Annotated in this window: 19 protein-coding genes; 14 read left to right on the top strand and 5 right to left on the bottom strand. The window is 47.9% G+C overall.

All coding sequences use genetic code 11. The features are described 5' to 3' along the window. Window positions 1-61: 61 nt before the first annotated feature. The 5 genes from PV783_RS26590 to PV783_RS26570 all read right to left on the bottom strand — a co-directional run bounded on the left by PV783_RS26590 (window position 62) and on the right by PV783_RS26570 (window position 4,238). Complete coding sequence (locus PV783_RS26590) at window positions 62-772, bottom strand: LytR/AlgR family response regulator transcription factor (protein ID WP_420990270.1); 711 nt, start codon at window positions 770-772, stop codon at window positions 62-64. Further along, entirely contained in the window at window positions 772-1,812 is a 1,041-nt protein-coding gene (locus PV783_RS26585) for a sensor histidine kinase (RefSeq protein ID WP_079470268.1), read from the bottom strand. The genes PV783_RS26590 and PV783_RS26585 overlap by 1 nt, the downstream gene beginning before the upstream one ends. A 117-nt stretch (window positions 1,813-1,929) precedes the next feature. Further along, complete coding sequence (locus tag PV783_RS26580) at window positions 1,930-3,261, bottom strand: ABC1 kinase family protein (protein ID WP_079470267.1); 1,332 nt, start codon at window positions 3,259-3,261, stop codon at window positions 1,930-1,932. Window positions 3,262-3,266: 5 nt separating this feature from the next. Then, window positions 3,267-3,893 carry a TetR/AcrR family transcriptional regulator gene (locus PV783_RS26575; RefSeq protein WP_079470266.1) on the bottom strand — a complete coding sequence of 209 codons (627 nt, stop codon included), beginning with the start codon at window positions 3,891-3,893 and terminating at the stop codon, window positions 3,267-3,269. A 213-nt stretch (window positions 3,894-4,106) separates the two neighbouring features. Further along, complete coding sequence (locus PV783_RS26570) at window positions 4,107-4,238, bottom strand: hypothetical protein (protein ID WP_420990269.1); 132 nt, start codon at window positions 4,236-4,238, stop codon at window positions 4,107-4,109. Between the two features lie 190 nt (window positions 4,239-4,428). Between PV783_RS26570 and PV783_RS26565 the strand changes: the two genes are divergently transcribed. From PV783_RS26565 to PV783_RS26500, 14 genes are all read left to right on the top strand, one after another. Beyond that, window positions 4,429-5,829, top strand: a complete 1,401-nt coding sequence (locus PV783_RS26565) for an RtcB family protein (RefSeq protein ID WP_420990268.1) — start codon at window positions 4,429-4,431, stop codon at window positions 5,827-5,829. Between the two features lie 4 nt (window positions 5,830-5,833). Next, window positions 5,834-6,448 (top strand): peptide chain release factor H, encoded by a 615-nt coding sequence (prfH, locus tag PV783_RS26560; RefSeq protein WP_420990267.1) that lies wholly within the window; start codon window positions 5,834-5,836, stop codon window positions 6,446-6,448. A gap of 121 nt (window positions 6,449-6,569) precedes the next feature. Next, on the top strand, window positions 6,570-7,130 hold the full coding sequence (locus PV783_RS26555) for an RNA polymerase sigma factor (protein ID WP_159454314.1): 561 nt from the start codon (window positions 6,570-6,572) through the stop codon (window positions 7,128-7,130). A gap of 54 nt (window positions 7,131-7,184) precedes the next feature. Beyond that, a complete protein-coding gene (locus tag PV783_RS26550; RefSeq protein WP_420990266.1) occupies window positions 7,185-8,309 on the top strand; it encodes a FecR family protein in 1,125 nt (374 codons plus the stop codon). Window positions 8,310-8,514: 205 nt separating this feature from the next. Then, window positions 8,515-11,748: a TonB-dependent receptor gene (locus PV783_RS26545; protein WP_336386852.1), complete on the top strand. Its 3,234-nt coding sequence runs from the start codon at window positions 8,515-8,517 to the stop codon at window positions 11,746-11,748. A gap of 10 nt (window positions 11,749-11,758) precedes the next feature. Then, a complete protein-coding gene (locus tag PV783_RS26540) occupies window positions 11,759-13,276 on the top strand; it encodes a RagB/SusD family nutrient uptake outer membrane protein (protein ID WP_420990265.1) in 1,518 nt (505 codons plus the stop codon). A gap of 12 nt (window positions 13,277-13,288) precedes the next feature. Next, window positions 13,289-14,158 (top strand): PKD domain-containing protein, encoded by an 870-nt coding sequence (locus tag PV783_RS26535; RefSeq protein ID WP_420990264.1) that lies wholly within the window; start codon window positions 13,289-13,291, stop codon window positions 14,156-14,158. Window positions 14,159-14,187: 29 nt separating this feature from the next. After that, complete coding sequence (locus PV783_RS26530) at window positions 14,188-15,297, top strand: acyltransferase family protein (RefSeq protein ID WP_420990263.1); 1,110 nt, start codon at window positions 14,188-14,190, stop codon at window positions 15,295-15,297. A 291-nt stretch (window positions 15,298-15,588) separates the two neighbouring features. Further along, the gene (locus tag PV783_RS26525; RefSeq protein ID WP_079470256.1) at window positions 15,589-16,131 is read left to right on the top strand and encodes an RNA polymerase sigma factor; all 543 of its coding nucleotides are present in this window, start codon (window positions 15,589-15,591) and stop codon (window positions 16,129-16,131) included. Window positions 16,132-16,193: 62 nt separating this feature from the next. Then, window positions 16,194-17,276 carry a FecR family protein gene (locus PV783_RS26520; protein WP_420990262.1) on the top strand — a complete coding sequence of 361 codons (1,083 nt, stop codon included), beginning with the start codon at window positions 16,194-16,196 and terminating at the stop codon, window positions 17,274-17,276. A 131-nt stretch (window positions 17,277-17,407) separates the two neighbouring features. Continuing rightward, entirely contained in the window at window positions 17,408-20,839 is a 3,432-nt protein-coding gene (locus PV783_RS26515; protein WP_420990261.1) for a TonB-dependent receptor, read from the top strand. Between the two features lie 23 nt (window positions 20,840-20,862). Continuing rightward, entirely contained in the window at window positions 20,863-22,698 is a 1,836-nt protein-coding gene (locus PV783_RS26510; protein ID WP_079470253.1) for a RagB/SusD family nutrient uptake outer membrane protein, read from the top strand. A 31-nt stretch (window positions 22,699-22,729) separates the two neighbouring features. Next, window positions 22,730-24,031, top strand: a complete 1,302-nt coding sequence (locus PV783_RS26505) for an IPT/TIG domain-containing protein (RefSeq protein WP_420990260.1) — start codon at window positions 22,730-22,732, stop codon at window positions 24,029-24,031. Between the two features lie 69 nt (window positions 24,032-24,100). Beyond that, window positions 24,101-25,621 carry a DUF1565 domain-containing protein gene (locus PV783_RS26500; RefSeq protein ID WP_336386859.1) on the top strand — a complete coding sequence of 507 codons (1,521 nt, stop codon included), beginning with the start codon at window positions 24,101-24,103 and terminating at the stop codon, window positions 25,619-25,621. Window positions 25,622-25,665: the final 44 nt, after the last annotated feature.

Here is a 25,665-nt window from a genome sequence, read left to right as displayed (position 1 = left end):
CCAGGTGGATAAAATAAATTAAATGAGATGAGTGGGGAAAAAACAGCTACGAACTGTCGGATCACTGACCGGCCTTACCGGCAATGGCATATACCGCATCACGGTAAGTATCGCCCACAGGGAGTTCCAGCGTATCAAGGAATACGGCGTTTTTCCGGATCGTAGTGATGGCGGCAATGGAAACGATATACGACTTATGCACCCGTACAAACCTGGAGCCGGGCAACTGTTCCTCCAATCCCTTGATGCTCATACGGGTAATAACCGGTTTGGAGCTGCTGTTCAGGTGGATTTTTACATAATCTTTCAATCCTTCTATCCACCGGATATCGGCATATACTACTTTCAGCAGGCTGTAGTCCACGTTCACAAAAAAGAAATCCGCCTCTTCCCGCGCCGTTTTTCCGCCTGTTTTGAGCAGGAAAAGCTCCTGCGCTTTGTTACAGGCTTTGATAAATCGCTCCAGGGACACCGGTTTTACGAGATAGTCCGTTACGGCGAGGTTAAAGCCCTGCAACGCATATTTTTCATAAGCAGTGATGAGGATCACCAGTGGTTTATTGGGCAGCGACTCCAGGAACTGTAGCCCCGTAAGTCCGGGCATCTGGATGTCCAGGAATATGAGGTCTACGGATTGGTGCCGCAAAATCTCCATCGCCTCAAATGCGTTGTTGCATTTGCCGGTGAGCTGCAGGTAAGGAACCATGCTGATATTGTCTTCCAGCAGGTCCAGCGCTAACGGTTCATCGTCTATGGCAATACATTTCATCATCAGTGGAGATTTAATTGCAAGGATACTATAAACCAGTCATCTTTCTTATCAATATGCAAAACATAATTATCTCCATACAACAAATTCAAACGCCTTTTTACATTTGTAAGACCAATACCGCTGGTTTTATCTTTTATTTCGGAAGAATCTTTATTGAAACGGTTACGCACGGAAAAAAACAATTTGTCATCCCGCGTATATAGCCGGATATCTATCATAGCATCAGTGATCATGCCGGTACCGTGCTTAAAAGCGTTTTCCACAAAGGGGATCAGGAGCATCGGCTCTATTTCATAACAGGTATCCCCCGTTTCCAGCGATACCTGGATGGTTACATTCTTCCCGAAACGTTGCTGCTGCAGGTCAATATAACTTTGCAGGTATTCGGTTTCTTTTTGCAGGGGAACTTTGTCTTCATCCGCTTCGTACAACATATAACGCATCAGCGACGACAGCTTGATGAGAGAAGGTTCCAGCACATCCGACTTTTTACGCGCCAGCGATACCATGTTGTTGAGCACATTGAACATAAAATGCGGACTTACCTGTGAGCGGAGCAGCGATAATTCTGTTTTCAGCAACTCATTTTCCCGCGCACTGCTTCGTCTTTCCAGCTTCATTTTATCCACAATCATCTGGAAAGCTGTACTGGCTGAGAGTACAAAGGAAAAAGTAAAAAAGGTGAACAGGATGGCTGGTTTTATATCCATCTGATGCGGTTTCAGGAATATCTTTTCAAAAGTATACCGCATGGTGCACATAAAAATAAATATCCCCACGATGTAAAGGATATAATCGACAATCTTCTTTTTATAAACCAGTTTCGGAATAAATACCCAGGCGTTCAGGTAAAAAAACACGACCATTACCAGGTAAGTGAAATACACATACATGGCCCACGCCTGTTTTTCATCCATGCGGTCCCGGTCGTACTTTTCGTTGGTAGGATGTAACAAATAGGGGAGAGAGAAGAATATCAGCCATGCGAGCATATGCCTGGCTATTATTGCCCATTTTTGTTGGTACCATTCCTGTTTCATGGCGGCAAATTAGGGCATTTGTATAATTATCAAGGCGGAGTTGCGACCAATTGTAATAATTCTACGACTAACATGGAAAAGAACAAAGCTTTCCGGGGGATGTCCCCGGAAAGCCGGTTAAGCAGTTTTCCTGGCATCCATCAGCTCCTGTATCCTGGCGGGGCCGGTGATCACATTCGCTTTCAGGTCGCTCAGAATGGAGTATAACCCAAAATAGGTACGGTTAATATAAAGACTATGCCTGGAGCCACGTGCTACCTTTGAATCACGGATCTCTTTCATATTGTAGAGTTCATCCATGTAGGCATATATTTCATTAAAATAAACTTCGTTGCCGAAATCAAAATTGTCCAGCGTAAAGGGAAGGGTCAGCAAATCGATCATATGTTGGAAAAGACCGGAGAAGAATTCCACCTCTTTGGGGGTGTCTGACGGATGGATCATCTCCAGGTTGGTATAGATCTGGTGCCGGCGTTTCTCGTCTTTCAATACCTCTTTATCTACCAGCAGGAAATAATTCTCATAAAAATCTTCCGGAATTTCCTTTACACAGCCAAAATCAAAGATGCCCACGGTGCCGTCCGGGCGCATCAGGAAATTGCCGGGATGCGGGTCTGCATGCACTTGTTTCAGGCTATGCACCTGGAACTGGTAAAAGTCCCAGAGGGCCTGGCCAATCTTATCCCGCACTTCCTGCGAGGGGTTGGTCAGCAAAAACTCCTTCAGATGCTGACCATCCAGCCAGTCCATTGTAATGATCCGGTCCGACGATAGTTCCGGGTAGTAACCGGGAAACTTCAGGTTGGGAATATGCGCGCATTCCCTGGAAAGATCCATAGAACGGCGGAGTTCCAGCGCATAGTCGGTTTCCTCGAGCAGCTTACTTTCTATCTCGTCAAAATATTTGTCCATGTCCACCTCGTTCATGCCCACAATGCGGATGGCAAAGGGTTTCACCATGCGGAGGTCGGACTTTACACTATTGGCCACACCGGGATACTGGATTTTCACGGCCAGTTTCTTACCATTTTTGGTGGCTTTATGCACCTGCCCTATGGAGGCGGCATTGGACGCCTGCAGGTCAAACTGGTCGTACAGCTGTGAAGGCGATTTGCCCAACGTCTTTACAAAAGTATTTACTACCAGCGGGCCGCTCAGCGGGGGGGCGCTGTATTGCGACATGGCAAACTTTTCGGTATAGGCCTTCGGAAGCATGCCTTTATCCATACTCAGCATCTGCGCCACTTTCAGCGCGCTGCCTTTCAGGTTACTCAGCGTATCATAAATATCCGCGGCATTATCCTGGTGAAGCTCTTCTTTGGTGGTAGAAGGGTCCATCAGTTTGCGGGTGTAGTGTTTGATATAATTGGTACCTACCTTAAGTCCTGTCGTAACGAATTTGCCTGCCCGTTCCACTTTTGAAGTGGGAATATTGGATTGTTCTTTCATGATACTTATTTCCGCGTAAAAATAAATTTCCCGAAGTCCAGCAAACTATCCAGTGTATTGGATTTAATCAGCTGGAAGCTCAGGTTCACCGCTTTTTCAATGGCGGCATCCGTCATTTCAAACTGGTTGCTGGTATCGTCCAGCCAGTATTTCAGCACAAACAGGGCCTGTAACCAGAAACCATGTACATACTGATCGGAGATATATTTTCTTTCCTTGATTTCGCTGGACTGATAACCTTCTTTCACAAGGTCGCTTACATACTTGTTAAACGCATGACGGAAAGTTTCCAGTTTGTTGCGGTACAGGTCTGGTAACCGGAAGTGTTTGCGCTGTAATAACAGGTAGCTCCGGTCTTCCTTCAGCTTCTGTACCCAGAGGAAATAAAAGGCCAGCAGTTTTTCCTGCGCATTATATTGCTGATAAATTTCATCTGCATGCAGCTGATCCAATGTTTGTTGGAAGATAGCTAACCAGATGTCTTTTTCTACCGCTTCCAGTGAACTGTATTGTTCATAGAATTCGGTTTCAGAAACGTCTACAAGTTTGCAGAGCGCATAAACAGAAACGGGCGCTTTGCCGTTTTCCAGCCAGTACACTTTATAGGCGTTGCGGATGAGCTGTTTGTCCATAAGAAAAAGTTTTATAATGTTGATGTAACCCGTCCGGAGCGGGTTCCGGAGGTTAAAAATGCGGGTACATACAAATTTACGTCATGCACAGTTATAAACCCTTTTTTATAGGCTGGAGAAATGTTAAAATCTGCCACAATCTGCATTGAAATTATTATGTGAAAAAAATGCCGTTGTATTTGTAAAATAAATATACCTTTGCATCCGAATTCCTTATTTATCATCTTTTAAAATACAAGGAATCATGACAGAACATACCCACATATCGCGCCTTTCGCTTCTTGCCTGATCAGGCAAACGTTGCTGCTTACCTTTTACATAAGCCGGAATAATACTTACATGCATCTTATACTTTTTGTATAAACGCATTTCGTATATACGGATACGTTAGTGCCTCCGTTTGCTTTATCTCCTCCTTTCAGCGGAAGGTGTATTCCCACCCAGAACAAAATTTATATTTAATACCCGCACCGGATAACCGGCGCAGCAGTGGTGTGCCCGCAAAGGCCGCATCCCTGCAAATACATCACCTTTTATGGGCAGTATAAAAACAAAGGAACTTAGTAAAATAGGTTATACAAACGACCAGGCCAGAAGCCTCGTCATCAATATTATATCAAAGCATTTCAAACATGAGGCAAAGGCAGATCTCCTGGCGTTATTAACCGCCATCAAAGCGGATCCGGCCAGCTATCGCTCCCACGAAATACTGGGAAAAATAGCAGACACCTTTATGGATGAACCGGTGGAATGCAATTTTCAGTCGTACGACCTGCTGGAAAAAACAGGCCAGCTGAAAGTATACGGCGCTAAAGAAATAGAACGCTCCGCCAAACAACAAATGGAAACGGCGATGTCCTTACCGGTTACCGTACAGGGCGCCCTTATGCCGGACGCACATACCGGCTATGGCCTGCCTATCGGCGGCGTGCTGGCTACCGATAACGCCGTACTGCCGTTTGCGGTAGGCGTGGATATCGGCTGCCGCATGGCGCTCACCATCTTCGACGAAGGAGAAAGCTTTTTAAAACGCTTCTCCCACCAGGTAAAAGTGGCGTTGAAAGAATACACGCACTTCGGCATGGAAGGTGGACTCGAATTTCCGCAGGAACATGAAGTGCTCGACAGCGCGGTGTTCCAGTCAACAGAACTGTTGCGGAAACTACAGGCCAAAGCCGCGCGGCAGTTAGGTTCTTCCGGCAGCGGCAACCACTTCGTGGAATTCGGTTTAATAGAACTGAAGGAAGACAATGCGTTGCAATTGCCACCAAAAAAGTACCTGGCATTGCTGTCGCATTCCGGCAGCCGCGGACTGGGCGCTAACATCGCGCAGCATTACACACGTATTGCAATGGATACCTGCAAGCTGCCAAAGTCAGCGCAGCAGCTGGCCTGGCTGGACCTCAACAGTGAAGCCGGACAGGAATACTGGCTGGCCATGAACCTGGCGGGCGATTACGCCAAAGCATGCCACGACCGCATTCACCTCAACCTCATGAAGGCGCTGGGTTTGCAGTCGCTCGCAAAAGTGGAAAATCACCACAACTTTGCCTGGGAAGATACCCTTGCAAACGGTCAATCCGTGATCATCCACCGCAAAGGCGCTACTCCGGCTCATGCCGGCGAAATGGGCATCATCCCCGGCAGCATGTGCACCGCCGCCTACCTCGTAATGGGAAAGGGCGTGGACAATGCTTTATACTCTGCCTCCCACGGCGCAGGCAGGGCCATGAGCCGCAAAAGAGCCAAAGAAAGCATGACCGTGTCCGGTTTGAAAAAAATGCTGGCCGCCGCAGGCGTAACCCTCATCGGTGGCAGCGTGGAAGAAAACCCGCTGGCGTATAAAGACATTGAAAATGTTATCAGCGCACAGCAGGAATTAGTAGACATACAAGGCCGGTTTATGCCCGCCATAGTAAGAATGAATAAAGACTAACAACATGGAACAAATGATTATACAGATCATCTCCGGCCGCGGCCCTGCAGAATGTTGCAGGGTGGTGGCCAGGGTGCAGGAAATAATGATAAAGGAAGGCCGTGCAGCTGGCATCAGCATACAGGTACTGGAAAATATCAAAGGAGATATTAACGGCACCCTGCTTTCTGCGACGCTGCTGCTCAAAGGAAAAAATGTAACGGCTTTCTGCGGAGCGTGGGAAGGCACCGTGCAGTGGATTGCACAAAGCCCCTACCGCAAATTCCATAAACGTAAAAACTGGTTCGTAGGTGTATCTGTATTTGATATCAAAAAACAGGTGCAGTGGAATCCCAAAGACGTAACGCTGGAAACCTGCCGTGCCGCGGGCCCGGGCGGTCAGCATGTAAATAAAGTGGAAACCGCAGTTCGTGGTATTCACCGCCCAAGCGGATTACAGGTGCTGGCAATGGACAGCCGCTCACAGTTACAGAATAAACAGTTATGCCTGGAACGGCTGGAAGCAAAGTTCCTCGCCTGGCAAACCAGTGAGCTGGTAAAACAGCAGCAGGATCGCTGGCAGGAACACAACGAACTGGAAAGAGGCGATGCGGTGAAAGTGATCCGCGAACGGTTGTAAGAAGAAGGTGTATCGGCTGGTACACCTTTTTTAATATTGCTCTATCGCCTTTGCGAAAGACAAATTCCGCTTCTTTTTACTTATTTTTATAGCGCACACCGATATCAACCAATTACCACACGTGGAGGAACAAAGTGACATAGCGCTATTACAAAGACTACGGCAATCCGATGAATCGGCGTACACCGAAATATTTCATCGTTATTGGGAGAAACTGTATGCTATTGCGTACAACCGCTTACGTACCCGCGCCGCTGCGGAGGATGTAGTGCAGGAAGTGTTGGCCAGCCTGTGGGTTAGAAAAGCAGAACTGGATATCCGCCACCTTTCCGGGTACCTCGCCACCGCCACCCGATACGCCGTATTCCGCCAGATCAGCCGTTTACTGCCGGATCATCCGCTCGATACGCCCGATGTGGCGCAGCAACTGGTGCAAACCCCGGACATGGATCACCTGGATTATTGCCGCCTCCAGGAACGGCTCGGACAGGAAATAGCCCAGCTCCCCGAAAAATGCCGCCTCGTATTTTTGTACAGCCGCCGCGATCAATACAGCAATAAAGAAATCGCCGCCGCCCTGCAATTGTCCGAAAAAACCGTGGAAGCCCATCTCACAAAGGCTTTGAAACACCTGCGCGTTCGCCTGAAAGATGTATACCCCTATCTTTCTTTCTTCTTCTGAAAAAAAATATAAAAACAACTAAGGGTAACAGCAGTATTTCTGTACTCTGTTATTATGCAGCACCTAAGAGACCTGATCCAACGTTACCTGAAAGGCAATGCTTCACCCGAAGAAGTGGAAGCGCTTCATGAGTGGTATGATAGCTTCGACGACAGCGAAGTGCCGCTGCCCGTGGAGCCGGGGGAAGACCGCCGGATGCTGGAACAACGGCTGCTCAACAGGTTGAAGCCGGTGATGCAGCCACCAAAAGTAAAAAGGATTCCCTTCTGGCGTTATGCGGCTGCTGCGGCCCTGCTGGCCCTGGTAGCAGTAGCCGGCAAAATAGGGTGGCAGCACCGGTATCCATCTCCCCAAAAAAATATCATGGCGGATAACACTACCGCAACAGATAAACCACCCGCCAACAAAAAAGCCATGCTTACACTGGCCGATGGCAGCACCATCACCCTCGATGATGCCGCCAACGGCGCCCTCGGTAAACAAGGCGGCGCAAATATCATCAAAAAAGAAAAAGGACAACTGGCCTACCAGGCCGGAGACGCCAACGGCGCAGTGGTGTACAATACCCTCACTGTGCCTCGTGGTGGCCAATACCAGCTGGTATTGCCGGACGGCACCAACGTATGGCTCAACTCCGCTACCTCCCTGCGCTATCCCACCAGTTTCCGGGGAGCAGAACGGAAAGTGATCCTGCAGGGGCAAGCCTACTTTGAAATCGCCGCCAATGCCACGCAACCCTTTAAAGTACAGGCCAATGAAATGGAAGTGCTGGTGCTGGGCACCCGCTTCGATATGATGGCCTACGCCGACGAACCAACTATCAACGCCACCCTGGTGGATGGAAAAATAAAAGTACAGGATAAGATCCTGCGCCCCGGTCAGCAGGCCGTGCTGGCACTGTCCGGCCACGAGCTCACCGTACGCGATGCCGACGTGAATAAAATTATGGCCTGGAAAAACGGCCTCTTTGTATTTAATAATATGGACCTGCCAACCATACTGCGGGAAATTGCCCGCTGGTATGATGTGGAAATAGTTTATCAGTCCGCACCCGGTAAAGAACTGTATGGTGGCGGAATCAGCCGGAATCTTAATTTATCAGCCGTATTGCACGTATTAGAAGAAAACGGAACTAATCACTTTAAAACAGATGGAAATAAAGTAGTGGTATTACCGTAAAACCTGTAAAAAAAACATATGAAGTAACACATTGAACAATGAAAAAAGCCGGAGGTGGTGACACACCCCCGGCAGCAGCTCAGCATCCTGTAAGATCAGCGACGATCATTTAAGAATTCTAAACCTTATTAAAAGTATGCATTTAAAATTTAAGGAGATACCATTTCTCCCAAAGGGACTTTTATTAACCAAAATTTTGCGGGTTATGAAAATGACCACCTGGCTTATCCTGATCGCCTGCTTACATGTAAGCGCCAGGAGTTTTTCACAACAGGTTACCCTCTCTGTGAAAAATATGCCGTTACAGAAAGTGTTTGCAGAAATAATCCTGCAATCCGGGGCCACCATCGTATACAATGAATCCGCCCTCAAAAACACTACCCCGGTTACCTTACAGGTAAGCAGCGCTTCCGTGCAATCCGTACTGGAGCAATGTCTGCAACATCAGCCGGTTACCTTTTCTATCAACAACGGCGTATTCGTGATCCGCCCAAAGTCCGAGCCCCCGCCGCCGCCAGTGGATACTACTGGCCGTATTACCGGTACCGTGCGTGGCCCTGATGGCACCTTGCTTCCCGGCGCTACGGTAATCGTAAAAGGCACCAGCAGGGGCAACGCCACCAATGCCGGTGGACAATTCACGGTAGCAGCCAACGCCGGCGAAATACTGGTAGTCACTTTCACCGGCTACGACAAACAGGAACTGCCCGCCCGCAACGGCATGCAGGTAACCCTGCGCACCGCTAACAGTCAGCTGGACCAGGTAGTGGTAGTGGGCTACTCCGATAAAAAGAAAAGCGAATTAACCAGCGCCGTTACCGTAGTAGATGCAGCAAAACTGAAAGACGTTACCACCAACGATGTAGGTACCATGCTGCAAGGCAAGGTAGCCGGCCTCCAGGTGGTAAGCAGCTCCGGCGTTCCCGGCGCCGCAGCAGAAATACGCATGCGCGGCATTTCCTCTGTAAACGCTTCACAAAGTCCGCTCGTAGTAGTAGATGGTATCATTGGTGGTAACTACGACCCCAATGATATAGAAAGCGTAACCGTGCTCAAAGATGCCGGCGCCACCGCCATGTACGGCTCCCAGGCTAATGCCGGCGTGATCATCATCACCACTAAAAGAGCCGCCTCCGGAAAAATACAGTTCCAGGCAAAAGTAACCACCGGCTTCCGCACACCGGACTTCGGCACCATGGACATGATGAACGGCAGCGAATTGTATGAACGCCAGAAAGAATATTACCGCGATTATATTCCCGGCGCTACCAACAACTCCTATAAAATAGACCTGCTGAAATTCTATAATGAACGCCCGCTTGCCCTGCGCAACCAGAACTACAACTGGTTAACAGACATGTTCCAGCGCGCACCCATGCAGAATGTATATCTCTCCGCCAGCGGCAGATCAGAAAAATCAGATTACTACCTGGGTCTCTCTTATTATAACGAGAAAGGTACGTTCATGAATACCAACTACCAGCGCGTAAACCTGAGAGCCAATTCTACCTATCACTTTACCAAACGTATCAGCTTAACCAATAACATCAATCTCAGTGGCTCCTTTGGTAAAACATACGACTATAACGATATGTATTATGCATTCCTCAATATGCCCTGGGATAACCCATACGACAGCTCCGGTAAAGCATTGTATGTAGATGGTAACTCGCCTTTCAAATGGTGGTCGCGCGATAAGGTGAATCCTATTCACACCATCAATAATTCAGAGCATCCCTATAAAAATTTTGATGTGAATTATGATATGGGACTTAATATCGGCATCACCGACTGGCTTACCTTTACCAGTACCAACCGGTTGTCGCTGGGATACAATAAAAATAAAACCTGGTATTCGCCGGATGTGGCCGGGCAATATCATGGTACCGGTTACCTCAGCGAATTCAGTACGCTGAACTACGGCTACGTATCCAATAACCTGCTGAAAGTAGATTTCCGCATGGGTGATCATCGCATCAGCGGCCTTGCGGGCGTAGCGTTTGAAGGCAGCAATACCGAAGTGCTGGGCGCCTCCGGAAAAGGATTGCCCGCCGGGTTAAAAGTGCTGAACGTAGTAGCTAACAGCCAGATTGTAAATGGCAGTATCAATGAAGCCATTATACAGTCGCTCATCTCACAGGTAAACTACAGTTACCTGGATAAATATTTCCTCACCGGATCATTCCGCGTGGATGGCTCTTCCAATTTTCCGTCCGCCAATCGCTGGGCATCTTTCCCTTCTGTTTCTGCAGCATGGTTGATGAGTAATGAGGATTTTCTGAAAGATAATAATGTGTTCACCAATCTGAAACTCCGCGCCAGTTATGGTGTTACCGGTACGCAGGACATCGGGTCATCGCGCTACCTTGCGTTGTTTTCACTGGCTAGTCAGTATAACGGACAAATAGCGGCAACCCCTTCACAGTTGCCCAGCCCGGATCTCACCTGGGAAAGCAAATACCAGTGGAACGGCGGTATCGATATCGGGTTGTTTAAACGTATAGATCTGAGTGTGGATGTGTATAACAATATCACCAAAAACCTGTTGCTGCAGGTATCGCAACCCCTGTCGGTCGGCTTTGAAACACGCTGGCAGAACGTAGGTGAACTGGTGAATAATGGCGTGGAACTGGGCATCAGCTCCGTGAATATCCGCAGCCGGAAATTCCAGTGGAGCACCGATTTTAATATCAACTTCAACACCAACAAACTGCAGAAATTCCCGGCCAGCATCATCAATACACAATCTACCTGGAGTATCTCGCAGATCTACCGCAATGGTGGTAACCTGTATGAATTTTATATGCCCAAATGGTTAGGTGTGGACGTACAAACCGGCGCACCTTTGTGGGAAGTAGTGGATAAAGACGGCAACAAATCATCAACATCAGATTATGCCAGCGCCACCTACCAGGAAGTAGGCTCCGCACTGCCGAAGTTCCAGGGAGGCATGACTAACACCTTTACATACAGCGGTATTTCTTTAAGCGCAAATATCTATTTCCTTTCCGGCAACAAAGTATACAGCAATAACCTCCGCTTTGTGGAAAATGACGGCAACGAACCTTACTACAACCAGGTAAACCTGCCCAAAGGCAGCAGCACCTGGGCGAAGCCTGGTGATAACGCTACAGAGCCCAGTCCGCAGAACTCTGCCAACAGCACGCAAACGTCTACACGTTTCCTGAAAGATGGCAGCTTCTGGGCGTTGCGCAATATCAGCCTGAGTTACGAACTGCCAAAAGCCCTCGTAAACAGGTGGCGCCTCGATGGAGTAACGGTTGGCTTCACTGCCGATAACGTGCATACGTTCACCAATTTCTTAGGGCAGGACCCGCAAACTACCATCACACCTGGATCACAGGTGATGCCGGGCGTATCGGATTTTAAATATCCCAACAACCGCCAGTACCTGTTCAACATTAATTTCAGATTTTAAAATGCCTGTCATGAGATCAGCGATTATAATATTACTACTACTGCCTGTGTTGTTATGGCAAACAGGTTGTATGAAAGATGTGAATCCAAGCGATGCCCTCACCACAGAAACCATTACCGGTTCTCCCGAAGGGCTGAAGAACGCCGTAAACGGGGCATATTCCCTGCTAAAGGATCATGTACCGTTTAATGGTACTACCGATGATAATAACATGTACCTGCGTCAGTATTTCCAGCTGTCGGATTTTGCCAGCGATGATATTGTATGCGGACAAACAACAGAAGATCCCCTGTTCTATAGTTTCTCGTTAGGCCACTCGCCTACGCAAACGAATACACGCTATTTCTGGTATATCTCCTACAAAATTATCAACGACGCCAATACTGTAATTGAAGCGGTGGAGAAGCAGGCTAGCCCTGACGCCACTACGCAGCAAATGCTGGGTGAGTGCTATTTCCTGCGCGCCTTCAGTCACTTTAACCTGGTGAAATTATTTGCCATGCCATACGCGCAAAACCCCGGCGCTCCCGGTGTGATCCTGCGCACTGCCACCAGCGATCCTGCGCAAAAGGCACGCGCCAGTGTAGGCGAAGTATATGCACAGATCATTGCAGACGCCAGGAAGGGCGCCGAACTGATGTCGCAAAGCAGGGGGCCGCAGTACGCTTCCCGCGAAGCCGCCTGGGCGCTGCTCTCCAGGGCTTACCTGTATGAAGGGAACAACGACAGCACCACTTACTTCGCGTCGCAGGTTATTTCGTCCGGCCGCTATTCACTGGCTACCCCGGCTACTTACCCCGATTTGTTTGCCAACGCTGCCGCCGGTACAGAAACCATTTTCTGTGTGGCCTTTACGCAGCTGGACGACTACGGTAAGTTTGGTTCTATCGCCTCCATGATCTATTCCAATGGTAACTCCGGTTGGGGCGAAGAATTTGCGTCCGCATCGCTGAGGGATACCATGTCCGCTAATCCGGAAGATGTACGCTGGAAATATATTATCCCGCTGAAAGATGATAACGGCGTATTACAGAAAAAGAACGGCATCGATATTTACTATATCTCCAAATTCTCCGGGCAGGGAGGAAGTCCTACGCTTAGCTCGCCCATTCTTTTCCGCCTTGCGGAAATGTACCTGAACAGGGCAGAGGCAGCAGCTAAGGCGGGTAAAACAGCCGCCGCACTGGACGACCTGGATATCATCCGCACCAACCGCGGCTTGTCGGGCGCATTGTATCATCAACAGCTGCCTGCCGGGAAAACCGCACTGGACGTAGTGTTAAAGGAAAGACGACTGGAACTTGCTTTTGAAGGCCACCGAACCTTCGATGTGTACCGCAATAAAAAAGCCATGAACAGAACTTACTGGGGTTATCATTTACCGGGTTTGAAAGAATCCGATATCAACCCGGCTGTAAATCCTTCCGGTTATGCTGGCATGGTGGTGCAGCCCGATAATCCCAAGATCATCTATTACATCCCGATCGATGAAATAGAAACCAATAAACTGTGCGTACAGAATCCTTAAAACTACCCGATCATGCAAAAGCAACTGTTCTATATATTCATGCTGCTGTGTGCAGCTTCCGCCTGCAAAAAAGATGATACCAATCCCGCGCCGCTGGTAGTATATACCATCGAAGTAGAAGGCAACCAGGTATCTTTTAATAACACCACTACCGGCGCCACCTCGTGGAAATGGGACTTTGGCGATGGTACCGGTTCCACCGAGCAAAGCCCCGTACATACCTACCAGGGCAAGGGCAAATACGTGCCTACGTTGTATGCTACGTCTGCCGCAGGGGTTACGGCGGAAGGATCTACCGTGATCCGCATCTCTAAAACCTCGCCGGTGAAACTCACCGATAACAGCCTGGCCGACTGGGATACCATCAGCCAGAATGTGATCACTGCCGGCCCGGCCGGCGGCGTTTTCAAAAAGGTAAAATTCGATTACGACGGACAGTTTGTTTATTTCTATGGAGAGATGAGTGGTAAACTGGCCGATGGCGCTATTTTCGACGTGTATATCGACAGCGACAACAGTGCCGCTACGGGCCTGATCACCTCCCTGTTTACCGGCGCGGCGTACGATGTATTGCTGGAGGGACAGCTATTGCTCAATCAGAATACAGCGCCTATCCCGATGGCGATGTATTACCATAACGGACCGCAAACCAGCTTCAGTTTCGACCAGCAATCAGGTACAGATTTCTTTACGATGGGCACCATTGCGGAAGCCGGTGGTGTGATCCGTTTTGAAGGAAAACTGGACCGCTCAAAAATAAAGGGCTTTACGGGAGCGGCTATACGACTTGGCATGGTGGCCACTTCCAACGATTGGTCCACCCAGCTGGGCACCATCCCCGATGAAGGGGCCGCCGCTTTTTTATTAAATATGCCGGAATAAATTATTAATTTAAGCCTACAAACAGGACAATGAGCCAAACAACCAATGTCAGCCAACGATTGATTTCCCTGGATGTGATGCGTGGCCTTATTATGATTCTCCTGGCAGGAGAAAGCGCCCGTATCTATGAGTCGATCGCACATTTGCACCCTACGGGAATAGCCGGCAGTTTAATAACGCAGTTTTTTCACCACCCCTGGAACGGGCTACGCGCCTGGGACCTGGTGCAACCTGCTTTTATGACAATGGCCGGTGCTGCGATGTTCATCTCTTATTATTATAAAACACAAAAGGGCATTACCTGGTCACAAAATTTCAGACATATTGCCCTGCGTTGTTTAAAGTTGTTTATATTTGGTACTGCCCTCCATTGCGTATATGCAGGAAGGTTAGTATGGGAGTTATGGAATGTGCTCACGCAGTTATCTGTAACCACCCTGATCGCTTACCTCATCATACGCCGTTCCTTTGGTTTTCAGCTGGGTGTAAGCCTGTTATTGCTGCTGGCAACCGATTTATTGTACCGGTTTGTTTTATTGCCCGGTTTCGAAGAACCCTTCATACAAGGTCATAACTTCGGAGCTTTTATGGATACTGTGCTGATGGGTAAAATCAACCCGGACGGATGGGTGACCATTAACTTTATACCCACTGCCGCGCATACCATCTGGGGCGCGCTGGCCGGGAAGTTACTGATCAGCGACCGGCCACGGGCACAGAAAATAAAAATCCTGGTGACAGCCGGGCTGATAGGGCTCATCACCGGCTTCGGACTGGACCTGGCAGGCATTACACCCATTATCAAACGGATTGCCACTGCATCTTTTACGCTGGCTTCCGGCGGATGGGTAATGCTGGTAATGGCCCTGCTGTACTGGCTGATAGATGTAAAACAAAATGTGCGTTACGCCTGGATAGCCACTGTGGTAGGCATGAACGCCATTTTTATTTACCTCTTCTTTGAAACAGTAGGCGGGCAATGGGTAAATCCTACCACCGGCATCTTTGTAAAAGGATTTACGGCACTGGCAGGAATCCCCGAAAGCATCCGGGAAATATTATCCGCTTTTGCAGTGCTGGCGCTGGAATGGGGACTGTGTTACTGGCTATTTAAAAAGAAGATCTTCTTTAAATTATAAGCTATCTACTGAAACCCCCATGGAACAAAAGCTCCGGTATCCTTTACCGGGGCTTTTAATTTTTTTACTGCCCCCCGTATATTTTTCCGATTTTATTATTTACCTTGATTCCAGTTTAATAGTCAATTAGCCAAAATCTTTAGTATCAAAGCGTGAACAATGGAAGAAGTAAATTTCTTCCGGATCATTTAATCAAAATCACTGTAATAAGGCTGCCGCTAAGCAGCGTTACAGATATGTTATGTGTTTAAACTACCTGTAATGAATAATTACCAATAAGGTTCCGGTTACATGAGTCATTCTTCAGACATAGTATTGGTACAACGGTTAAAGGAAGGCGATGCTTCAGCATATGATGCTTTATTTATGAAGTATCACAAGCTGCTTTGCCTGAATGCCTATTGGTTTCTGCGAAACGAAGCAGAAGCAAATGATCTTGTACAGACCTTCTTCCTGGACATTTGGGACAAAAAATTATACCTTCATTTTTCAGGCGATATCAAAGGATACCTGCATCAGGCCGTAAAAAACCGTTGCCTGACGCATCTTAAAAAGCAAAAGACAGAACTGGAAAATAAAGTAGCGTTCACCCAGTTACAGGAAGATACCTGTATGGTAAACACCGAAGTTTCACCGGATTATTATAAACAGGTATTAACGGCCATCAATGATATGGCGGTACAAAAAAGATCGGCTATACAAATGGTGTATATCCAGGGAAAACGTTACCAGGAAGCAGCAGATGAAATGGGTATCAGTATCAATTCTTTCAAAACCCATCTGAAAAGAGGGCTGAAAGTATTACGTCATGCAATTACTAATAAGGGGTATTAGCCCGCGTTTTGTTAACAATGGAGCAGGCACAGGAAAAAATATTTGAATTATATCTACAACGTTTGTCGGGAACACTCTCTGCAGAAGAGGAGCGGTATGTGCAGGAAATGCTGCAGCACGATGCCGGTTTCAAAGCACAGTGGGATCAGCTGGAGCAGGAGAACATGACCCTTCATACCGACAGGTATCTTCAGCAGATTGATTCCGAAGCTGCCCTTCACCGGATTAAAGAAGAAAGAACAACACGCCGCCCGGTCGTCCACCTTAAAAAGTGGTTGTCCGCCGCCGCCATATTACTATTGACAGGTAGTGGCGTCTATTACTTCTTTGTCCGCACAACACCGGCCACTTCACCAACAGTGGCTATGCAGCAGCAGAAGCAACCGGTTCGCCTGTTGCTGAGCAATGGCGAAAAAGTAGTGCTGAGTAAAGACAGCAGCACCAAAACCATTGCCCTGAACAACGCCACGCTGAATACCAGCAATGGCGCCCTGCAATATTCTTCTGCCGACACCGTATTAAATACCCTCGATGTACCCGCCGGCGAAAGCTATAAACTCACCTTGTCAGACGGTACGGAAGTATGGCTGAACGCCGCCACCAGGCTGCGTTTTCCTTTCCATTTCGGACGTCCCGCAAGAGAAGTATATGTAGAAGGGGAAGCCTATTTTAAGGTGGCCGCCAATGCAGAGAAACCCTTTATTGTACACACTGCACTTACCAGCGTGCAAGTGCTGGGAACAGCTTTTAATATAAATACCTATCAGCCGGGCATCGTGAAAACGGCGCTCGTACAGGGTAGTGTTGTCACCAAAGGAAAAACCGGCGAACGCCAAACGCTGCAACCAGGCATCCAGGCTGATTATGATGCCGGTAAAGGATTTGTTACCAGTCATTTTGATGAAGAAGAAGTATTATCCTGGCGCAACGGTGTTTACTACTATCACCGCATGCCGCTTACAACCCTTATCACCGCTGCTTCCCGCTTCTATGGGATGCGTTTTGTATTGGATAAGAACAAGGAAGCCGGACAGGTAGTAACGGGCCTGATGGACCGTAACCGGCTGGAAGATTTCTTATCAGATCTTAAAACAACTGCACATATCGAATACCATTTATCAGGAAATGAAATTACCCTGAGATAAATTTTTCTTCCCTCAAAAAATATTTTTACTACTCCTTGTCACCCGTTTTCTGAAAAACGATGTAGTTGTGATGAAAGCATTTGTTACGGTCATTTGCTGTACCATCATTTTAACTTGTAAACAATTCCCGAATGAGAAAAAGTATACGCCACTGCCAGCTGGCTATGCGAAACGTTGTGCGCATGTTGGTGCTGTGTGCCCTTATATGCACGTCATTTTCCAGCGTGAAGGCACAAACACCGCCGCCTTCGCTGCAATCAATCGTCACGGTTACCGGTAACGAGGTAACCCTCCTGCAGATCTTCCGGGCCATCAAAAAGCAAACAGGGCTCACCCTGGTGTACAGCAACCAGCTGTTGAACGACGGGGAAAAGATGTCGCTCAACTTTCAGCAGGCGAAACTGGAAGAAGTACTGGCTTTTATCTTTAAAAATAAAAATATCAGCTACGTACTGCAACGCAATCGTATTGTACTCGACAAAAAAGCAGCTGCTCCGGAAACAACAGCAGCTCCCGCAGGGGAGAAACCGGCAGAGTGGCTGGTGCGCGGGCAGGTAATGGATGTAGATGGAAATCCCTTGCCTGGCGCTACTATTACGGTGAAAGACAGTAAAAAAGGAACCGTTACCGATGTAATGGGCGTATTTTCTATTGCCGCCAACAGGGACGATATCATCAAAGTAGCGATGATGGGAATGAATCCCGAAGAAGTAAAAGTAGTAAACCAGAAAACACTCAAAGTAAGTTTAACCGCAAAGGTGGATAAGCTGAATGAAGTAGTGGTAGTAGGTTTTGGCAGCCAGAAAAAAGTAACCGTAACAGGCGCTGTATCCACCGTAAATATGGCTGATATGCAAACACCGGTGCGCTCACTTACCAACGCATTGGTAGGCAAGGTAGCCGGTGTAATATCCATGCAGAGCGGCGGTGGTGAACCCGGTTATGATAACCCTAACTTCACTATCCGCGGTATTGGTACTTTCCAGGGAAGCGTTTCTCCACTCATCATTGTGGATGGCGTGCAAAGGGAAGATGTAAACAGTACCTACGGCGGTGCTTTCAATAACATTGACCCGGAAGATATCCAGAGCATTTCGTTGCTGAAAGATGCTTCCGCTACCGCAGTATATGGCGCCAAAGGCGCCAATGGCGTACTGATCATTACTACCCGCAGAGGGGTTGCCGGTAAACCAAAAGTATCTGCCAAAGCAGAAACGGGTTTCAGCGGATTAACCCAGATGCCAAAAATGCTGGATGGCGTGAATTATATGAAGCTGTATAATGAAGCCCGTACCAACGCCGGGGAAGAACCGGTATATTCCGATGAACTGATCCGTAAAACAGCCAGCGGTCTTGATCCATATATCTATCCAAATGTAAACTGGATTAAGACTATTTATAAGGATTGGGCATCTATGGCCAATGCCAACGTAAACGTAAGTGGCGGTGGTGAAGCCATGCGCTACTATGTGTCGATGTCGTTTTACAACCAGGACGGACAATATAAAGTGAATAACATCGGATACAACCCCAACCTCAATTTCAAAAGATATGATTTCAGGAGTAATGTAGACCTGAACGTGACCAAAACAACATTGCTTTCCCTTAACCTGGCTTCCATGCTGGTAAATACCCGCTACCCGGGTAATTCCGCCGGCTCTATCTGGTATTCTACCTACGCCACCAACCCCATTTCCTTCCCGGTATCTTACCCGGATGGCAAGTGGGCAGGCCCGGTTAACAACGGTGGCTCCAATCCGTTTAACCTCGTACAAAACGCAGGTTACGCTACAGAATTCAGACCTTCCATCCAATCCGTGTTATCCCTCAATCAGAAACTGGATGTAATTACCGAAGGACTGAGCGCCAACGCGCGTTTTTCTTTTGATACCTACAGCGAATTTGATAACAGAAGAACCGGTGTAAATGATTTGTTTTATGCGCCTGGCAGAAATGAAGATGGTAGTTTAATCTTTAACCAAACCAGAACAGGAAACACCTACCTGGGCTATGGCGCTTCTTCCACCGGTGAGCGCATGATGTACCTGGAAGGTAACCTCACTTACGATCATAGCTTCGGTAAACATAATTTCGGTGCATTGTTGGTAGGTAGTATCCGTAACCGCCTGGTGGGTTCTGCCGGTGATGTGAAAGGAGCCATTCCTTACCGCAACCAAAGCGCGGCAGCCCGGGTCACCTATTCCTATATGGACAAATACCTGGCAGAAGTAAATATGGGCGCTACCGGATCTGAAAACTTTGAACAGGGAAAAAGATGGGGTTACTTCCCCGCAGGTTCTGTTGGCTGGGTAATTTCTAAAGAAAACTTTTTCCTGCCTTATACAAATGTGGTCAACCTGTTAAAGATCCGCGGATCTTATGGTATGACAGGAAATGACCAGATAGACGGGAACCGCTTCGGTTATCTCACTTATTATAACGGCGCGTCCGGCGTGTCTTTCGGAAGCTCCGGTACGCCTTCCTATTATGGAGGTATTAATGCAGATGTAATTGGTACCGAAAACCTTACCTGGGAAAAATCTGCTAAAACAGATATCGGCCTGGAAATAGGTTTGTGGAATAAGTTGAATATTATAGTAGATGGATTCCAGGATAAAAGAAGTGCCATCCTCGTTGCGCGGAGATCTATTTCACCCGTAGCCGGATATGGCTCCAGCAGCATTTACGGTAACATCGGTGAAATGGTGAATAAAGGAATAGATGGCAGCATGGAATATACCGGTCGTATCGGAAAAGATATCTCCATTCGTGTATTCGGTAACGTTACTTACGCACGTAACAAGATCCTTTTTGCAGATAATCCCATTGCCCTGTACGCCTATGCACAACAGGAGGGACATAAGGTTGGCGAATTCAAAGGTTACCAGAGCCTCGGCCTGTTCACCAGCCAGGATGATGTGGAAAAAAGCCCGCAGCAGTTCAGGGTAGTGCATCCCGGTGATGTAAAGTATGCAGACCTGAATAACGACGGAAGGATTGATGGTAACGACCAAACTTATTTGGGCAAATCCAGTTTTCCTACCTGGTCATATGGTTACGGCTTTAATTTCGGCTACAAGAAATTTGAGCTTTCTGCCGTTTTCGCCGGCGTGGCTGATGTAGGGATCATGGCCAATGGCTCTGAAGTGCGCGGCAATGGGGCCGGCGCTGATGGTGTAGGCGTTATTCCTTTCGCCGGTATGGGACAATATCCGGCCAGTGTACTGGAAGATATGATGAACAGATGGACACCGGAGAATCCCAGTCAGGATGTACACTATCCACGTTTAACGGTAGCCAATACCAACGACAATAACTATTTAAACAGCAGTTGGTGGATCAGGGACGGTAGTTTCATGCGCCTGAAACAGGCTACTTTCAGCTATTCCTTTATCACACCGGATATGAAGCGCAAGGGCATCAGCAGCTTACAGGTATATACCACTGCTACCAACATGCTCACGTTCTCGAAGTTTAAATTATGGGATCCGGAACTGGGTAACAACGCGGCAAAGTATCCTTATCCGAAAACCTTTACCCTGGGTGTAAGAGCGCAGTTTTAATCAAGATCAAAAAGATTATTGTTATGACCAGATATAAATACCTGTTACTTTTTTTCATCGGTATCAACGCCATTACACTGGTATCCTGCAGTAAGTACCTGGATAAAAAGCCGGATAATCTTCTTACCGAAGATCAGATCTGGCAAACCAGGGCTAACGCGGAAGCCTATCTGAGTAATATTTACAGCGCCCGGCAGGCTGGCGGCGATTATGCCGGCATAGGCGCCGCGGATGAACTCTCTGTTTCTATTCCCGGTACTACGGTAAGGTACATGGTGGGCGGCAACTGGAGTGCATCTGATTGGTACTTCTACAACTGGGGCGGCTACTATACTGCCATCCGGAAATCTTTCATCTTCGAACAAAACATCGATAAGGTACCGGCTGATCAGCTGAGCAACGAGCTGAAAGCACAATACAAAGCAGAAAACCTTTTCCTGCGCGGTTACTTTTACTGGATGCTGCTAAGACAATACGGACCGTTTGTAAAACTCACCACTACTGTTAGTCAGGATGAAGACATGAACAAGTATCCGAGAGCGCCTTTCGATACCTGCGTAAAATTCATCAATGAAATGCTGGATGGCGCAGCAGCCGGACTTCCTTTCGTATGGAGTTCCTCCGGTAACAATGGCCGTGCAACCCGCGGCGCCTGTCTAGCTGTAAAAGCAAAGGTAGCACAGTGGGCTGCCAGTCCTTTATGGAATGGTAATCCCGCTCTTGCCGGATTTAAAAACCAGGACGGTACCGCACTCGCACCAGCCGGCTATGATGTGAATAAATGGCGCATCGCCGCACAGGCAGCAAAAGCGATCATCGATTCCAACAAGTACAAATTGTTTACCAACCTCGATAATGGCGGTACTACTTTTGATCCGTTCCTTTCTGTAAGAGATGTATTCCTTACTTCCTGGAATGATGAAATCATTCTTGCTTCCATGAACTGGCAACGCTGGGGATATACCATCTGTTCCTCTCCCGGCCCCGCAGGATACAACCTGTACAACGCCACACAAAATGTAGTGGATGCCTTTTATATGAACAATGGTAAAACCATCAGTGATCCTACTTCTAACTACGTGGAAACAGGCTTTGCTACACAGGACGGTGAGCACTACTGGGAAAATAAGGAGGGCGACTGGAACATGTACGCAAAGCGCGAACCACGGTTCTATGCTTACATCGCCTACAACCGCCGCCCGGTGATTGCAGCGGTATCAGTGGATGATAAAAACTACTTCTCTTCTGAAAAAAATAAAGATGGTACCGGCCGCCAGGAATTTTATTACAGCGGTAAATCAGGGATGCAGGGAATGGGCAGCAACGTTATCACCGGCTATCTCCCGGCTAAATTACTGAGTCCGAACGATAACCTCCGTAGCATGTCTACCGACGCATACCGTTCTCCGTATATCCTTATCCGTTATTCGGAAATTTTACTGGACTATGCAGAAGCACTGAACGAATATGATCCTGCCAATCCTGATATCGTGAAGTACCTCAACCAGGTAAGAACACGCGCCGGCCTGCCCGGCATTGAAACCGTGTACCCAGGCGCAGTTGGCAACCAGGAAGAAATGAGAAAATATATTCTGCGGGAAAGACAGGTGGAATTTTGCTTTGAAGGCGATCGTTATTACACGCTCATCCGCCGGTTGCTGATGAGCAAACCGGAAAACCAGGCTATTTACGGCATGAATATAAATGCGAAAGATAATGACCAGGGATTTTCTTTCACCGGTTTTTATACCCGCACACTTTTCCAGAAAAGATACTGGGATAACAAAATGTATATGTTCCCTATCCAGCAACAGGACCTGGAAAGAGATCGCGCATTGGTGCAAAACCCGGGCTGGTAATTCTTCTTTATTTAATTCTTAACTAACTACTATGATCAGGCCACTGAATTCATATATACTGAAAGGTTGTTTACTGATGTCTGCCTTGTTGGCGGGATGTTCAAAGGACGAGGATCTGAAACACGCGGAAGGGCAACCCGTATTGCTCACCGACTTCATTCCCGCCACCGGCGGCAGTACCACGGAAGTACTGATTACAGGCGATAACTTTTCCGCTGATACCTCCGATATAACGGTTACCATCAATGGTAAACGTTGTGCTATCGTGAACGCCAATACGAAACAGATTATGGTGATAGTGCCAAAGAAATGCGGCACCGGAAACCTGGTGGTGAAAGTAGGAAAAGATAGTGTGGTGAGCAGCACGCCGTTTACCTATGTGTTTTCCAGGACCGTTACAACGCTGGCCGGCAACGGCACTGCAGGATTTGCAAACGGCAAGGGCGCCGATGCGTTGTTTAATTTTAACGGGCAAAGCTGGTACCGCATGATGGGAATTGGTGCAGATGATAACGGGAACGTATATGTGGCAGATCCGGGTAACGCCTGTATCCGTAAAATTGATAACGCAGGAAATGCCACCGTGTTAGCCGGTAGTCCGGGCAACGGCGGAAGCGACGATGGCAAAGGTCCGGCAGCGCGTTTCCAGATTCCATATGGTTTAGCACTGGATGCGCAGGGCAATGTGTATACGGCAGATCCGGGCACCTGGAGCATCCGCAAAATTACACCGGATGGCACTACCACCACCCTGGGCGGCACGGTGCAGGAGCCCTGGAATGTAGCGGTAGACAAAGTATCCGGTAAAGTATATTATTGCAGCAACGGCGGCGGAAGCGTTTTCGAGATGAAGGCAGATGGCAGCAGTACCGCTATTATCAATGGCATCACCTCCCCCGGTGGAATGGACTTCGACAAGGCGGGTAACTTATACGTATCAAGTAATACCGGTCATACTATTATCCAGTTTAAGGCAGGCACATGGCAGCCTACTGTGATTGCCGGTGCTACCGGAGTGGCAGGCTATGTAAACGGAACAGGCGCTGCTGCACGGTTTGCAAATCCCTGGGGACTGGCAGTAGACATCACTGGTAATATATACGTGGCAGGTAATGGTAGCTACGGCGCTAATGCTGATGAAAGTATCCGCGCCATTTCCGCTAACACCTGGGATGTGATTACGTATGCCGGCAGCAACAGCGCCGGGTTTACAGACGGTATCGGAGCCGCTGCTTCCTTCAACGCACCGATGGGAGTAGCAGTAGATAAGGATGGAATAGTGTATGTGTTGGATAAGAATAATAACAGGGTCAGGAAAATAATTTCAGAATAACTTATATGCAAACCCACGGCGGCAGTAACTACTGCCGCCATTTATTTTTTAAAGATGTTAAACAGGAACATGTATTTATTGCTATTCGCAATGCTGGCCGGCGCCTGTAGTAAAGGATCTACCGCTGTTACTACCGTTGATGCCGCACAAACCCACACGTATTACGTAGCAGCCAACGGCGATAATTCGGCCGCAGGTACTATCAACAAACCACTACGCAGCATCAACATCGCTTTGGCAAAAGCCCTTCCCGGCGATACTGTGATGGTGAGGGCCGGAACATACGCAGAGAAGGTAGTGTTTCCTCGCTCCGGCCGATTGGAGAAGCTTATTACCCTCAAAGCATATCCCGGTGAAAAAGCCGTGATTGATGGCACTGGTATGACCGTTACCGGAAAGGAAGCACTGGTTACCATTAGTAACGCCAGTTATGTGGTGCTGGAAGGATTTGATATCTGCAATTTAAAGAGTAGCGCGGCATGGGCCAATGTGAATGGGATTACAGCAGATGCCGGCGCCGGCAATATCATCATCCGGAAAAATAAAATTTATAATATAGAACATAACGTAGACCCATCGCAGGGCCGTAGCGGTCATGGTATCGAGATTATCGGCAACACCGCCGATGTGATGAAGAACATTCTTGTGGAAGATAATATCATTCACGATACTAAAACAGGGTATAGCGAAAATCTCACGATCAATGGTTATGTAGATGGATTTACTATCAGGAGAAACACGATCTACAATACTGAGAACATTGGTATCGACGCGGCAGGTGGTTATGCTGCCAATACCAACCCCGCATTTAATTATGCCAGGAACGGCGTTATCACCGAAAATGAATTGTATAACATTGATATGACCCGCGGGCCTGTTGGCGGAACGCATGGCCACGGCGCTATCGCTATTTATGTAGACGGCGCGCGGAATATCACCGTGGAAAGAAACCGTATTCATGAAGCAGACCGCGGCATTGGTATCGTCAGTGAAAACGATGCTTATCCTACCAGCAACTGCATTGTGCGAAATAACTTTGTGTATAACTGCTGGCGTACCGGCATCTATCTTGGCGGCTACCTGGGTTATACATCCGGTGGCACACGCAATTGTTACGTGGTAAACAATACGTTATTATTCAACGACCGAGAGCCGGGCGCCTTCGGCGAAATAGAAGGAGAGATCCGCCTCACAGAGCAATGCTTTGATAATGTGATCCGTAATAATATCGTATATGCGCGACCGGTAGATATCTTTGTGCATAAATATACCAGCACAGGTTCCGGTAATATCATAGACAACAATCTTTACTTCACCACCGGTACACCGCAATGGATCTGGAACGGTACTAATACTAACATCATTACCGATTTCAACACATGGAAAACTACCTCCGGCACGGATGCGAATTCCGTGTATGGCACAGATCCGTTACTCATCAGTACAACAACACCAGATCTGCACATCGCTCCCAATTCACCGGCCCGCAATACCGGCGCAGTGATCTCTGAAGCAGTGAATGGCAGTCTGGATATCGACGGCAACGCACGTATTGTCAATAATAAGATCAGCAAAGGAGCGCAGCAGTGATAAATCCCCTTTTTACGTGATTGATGGTAACAGATTCTTATCGT

Source organism: Chitinophaga sp. CC14 (genome assembly GCF_048957795.1).
Taxonomy (GTDB): domain Bacteria; phylum Bacteroidota; class Bacteroidia; order Chitinophagales; family Chitinophagaceae; genus Chitinophaga; species Chitinophaga ginsengisegetis.
The sequence above is the reverse complement of the archived record's forward strand: the minus strand, read 5'-3'. Positions and strand labels throughout refer to the sequence as shown.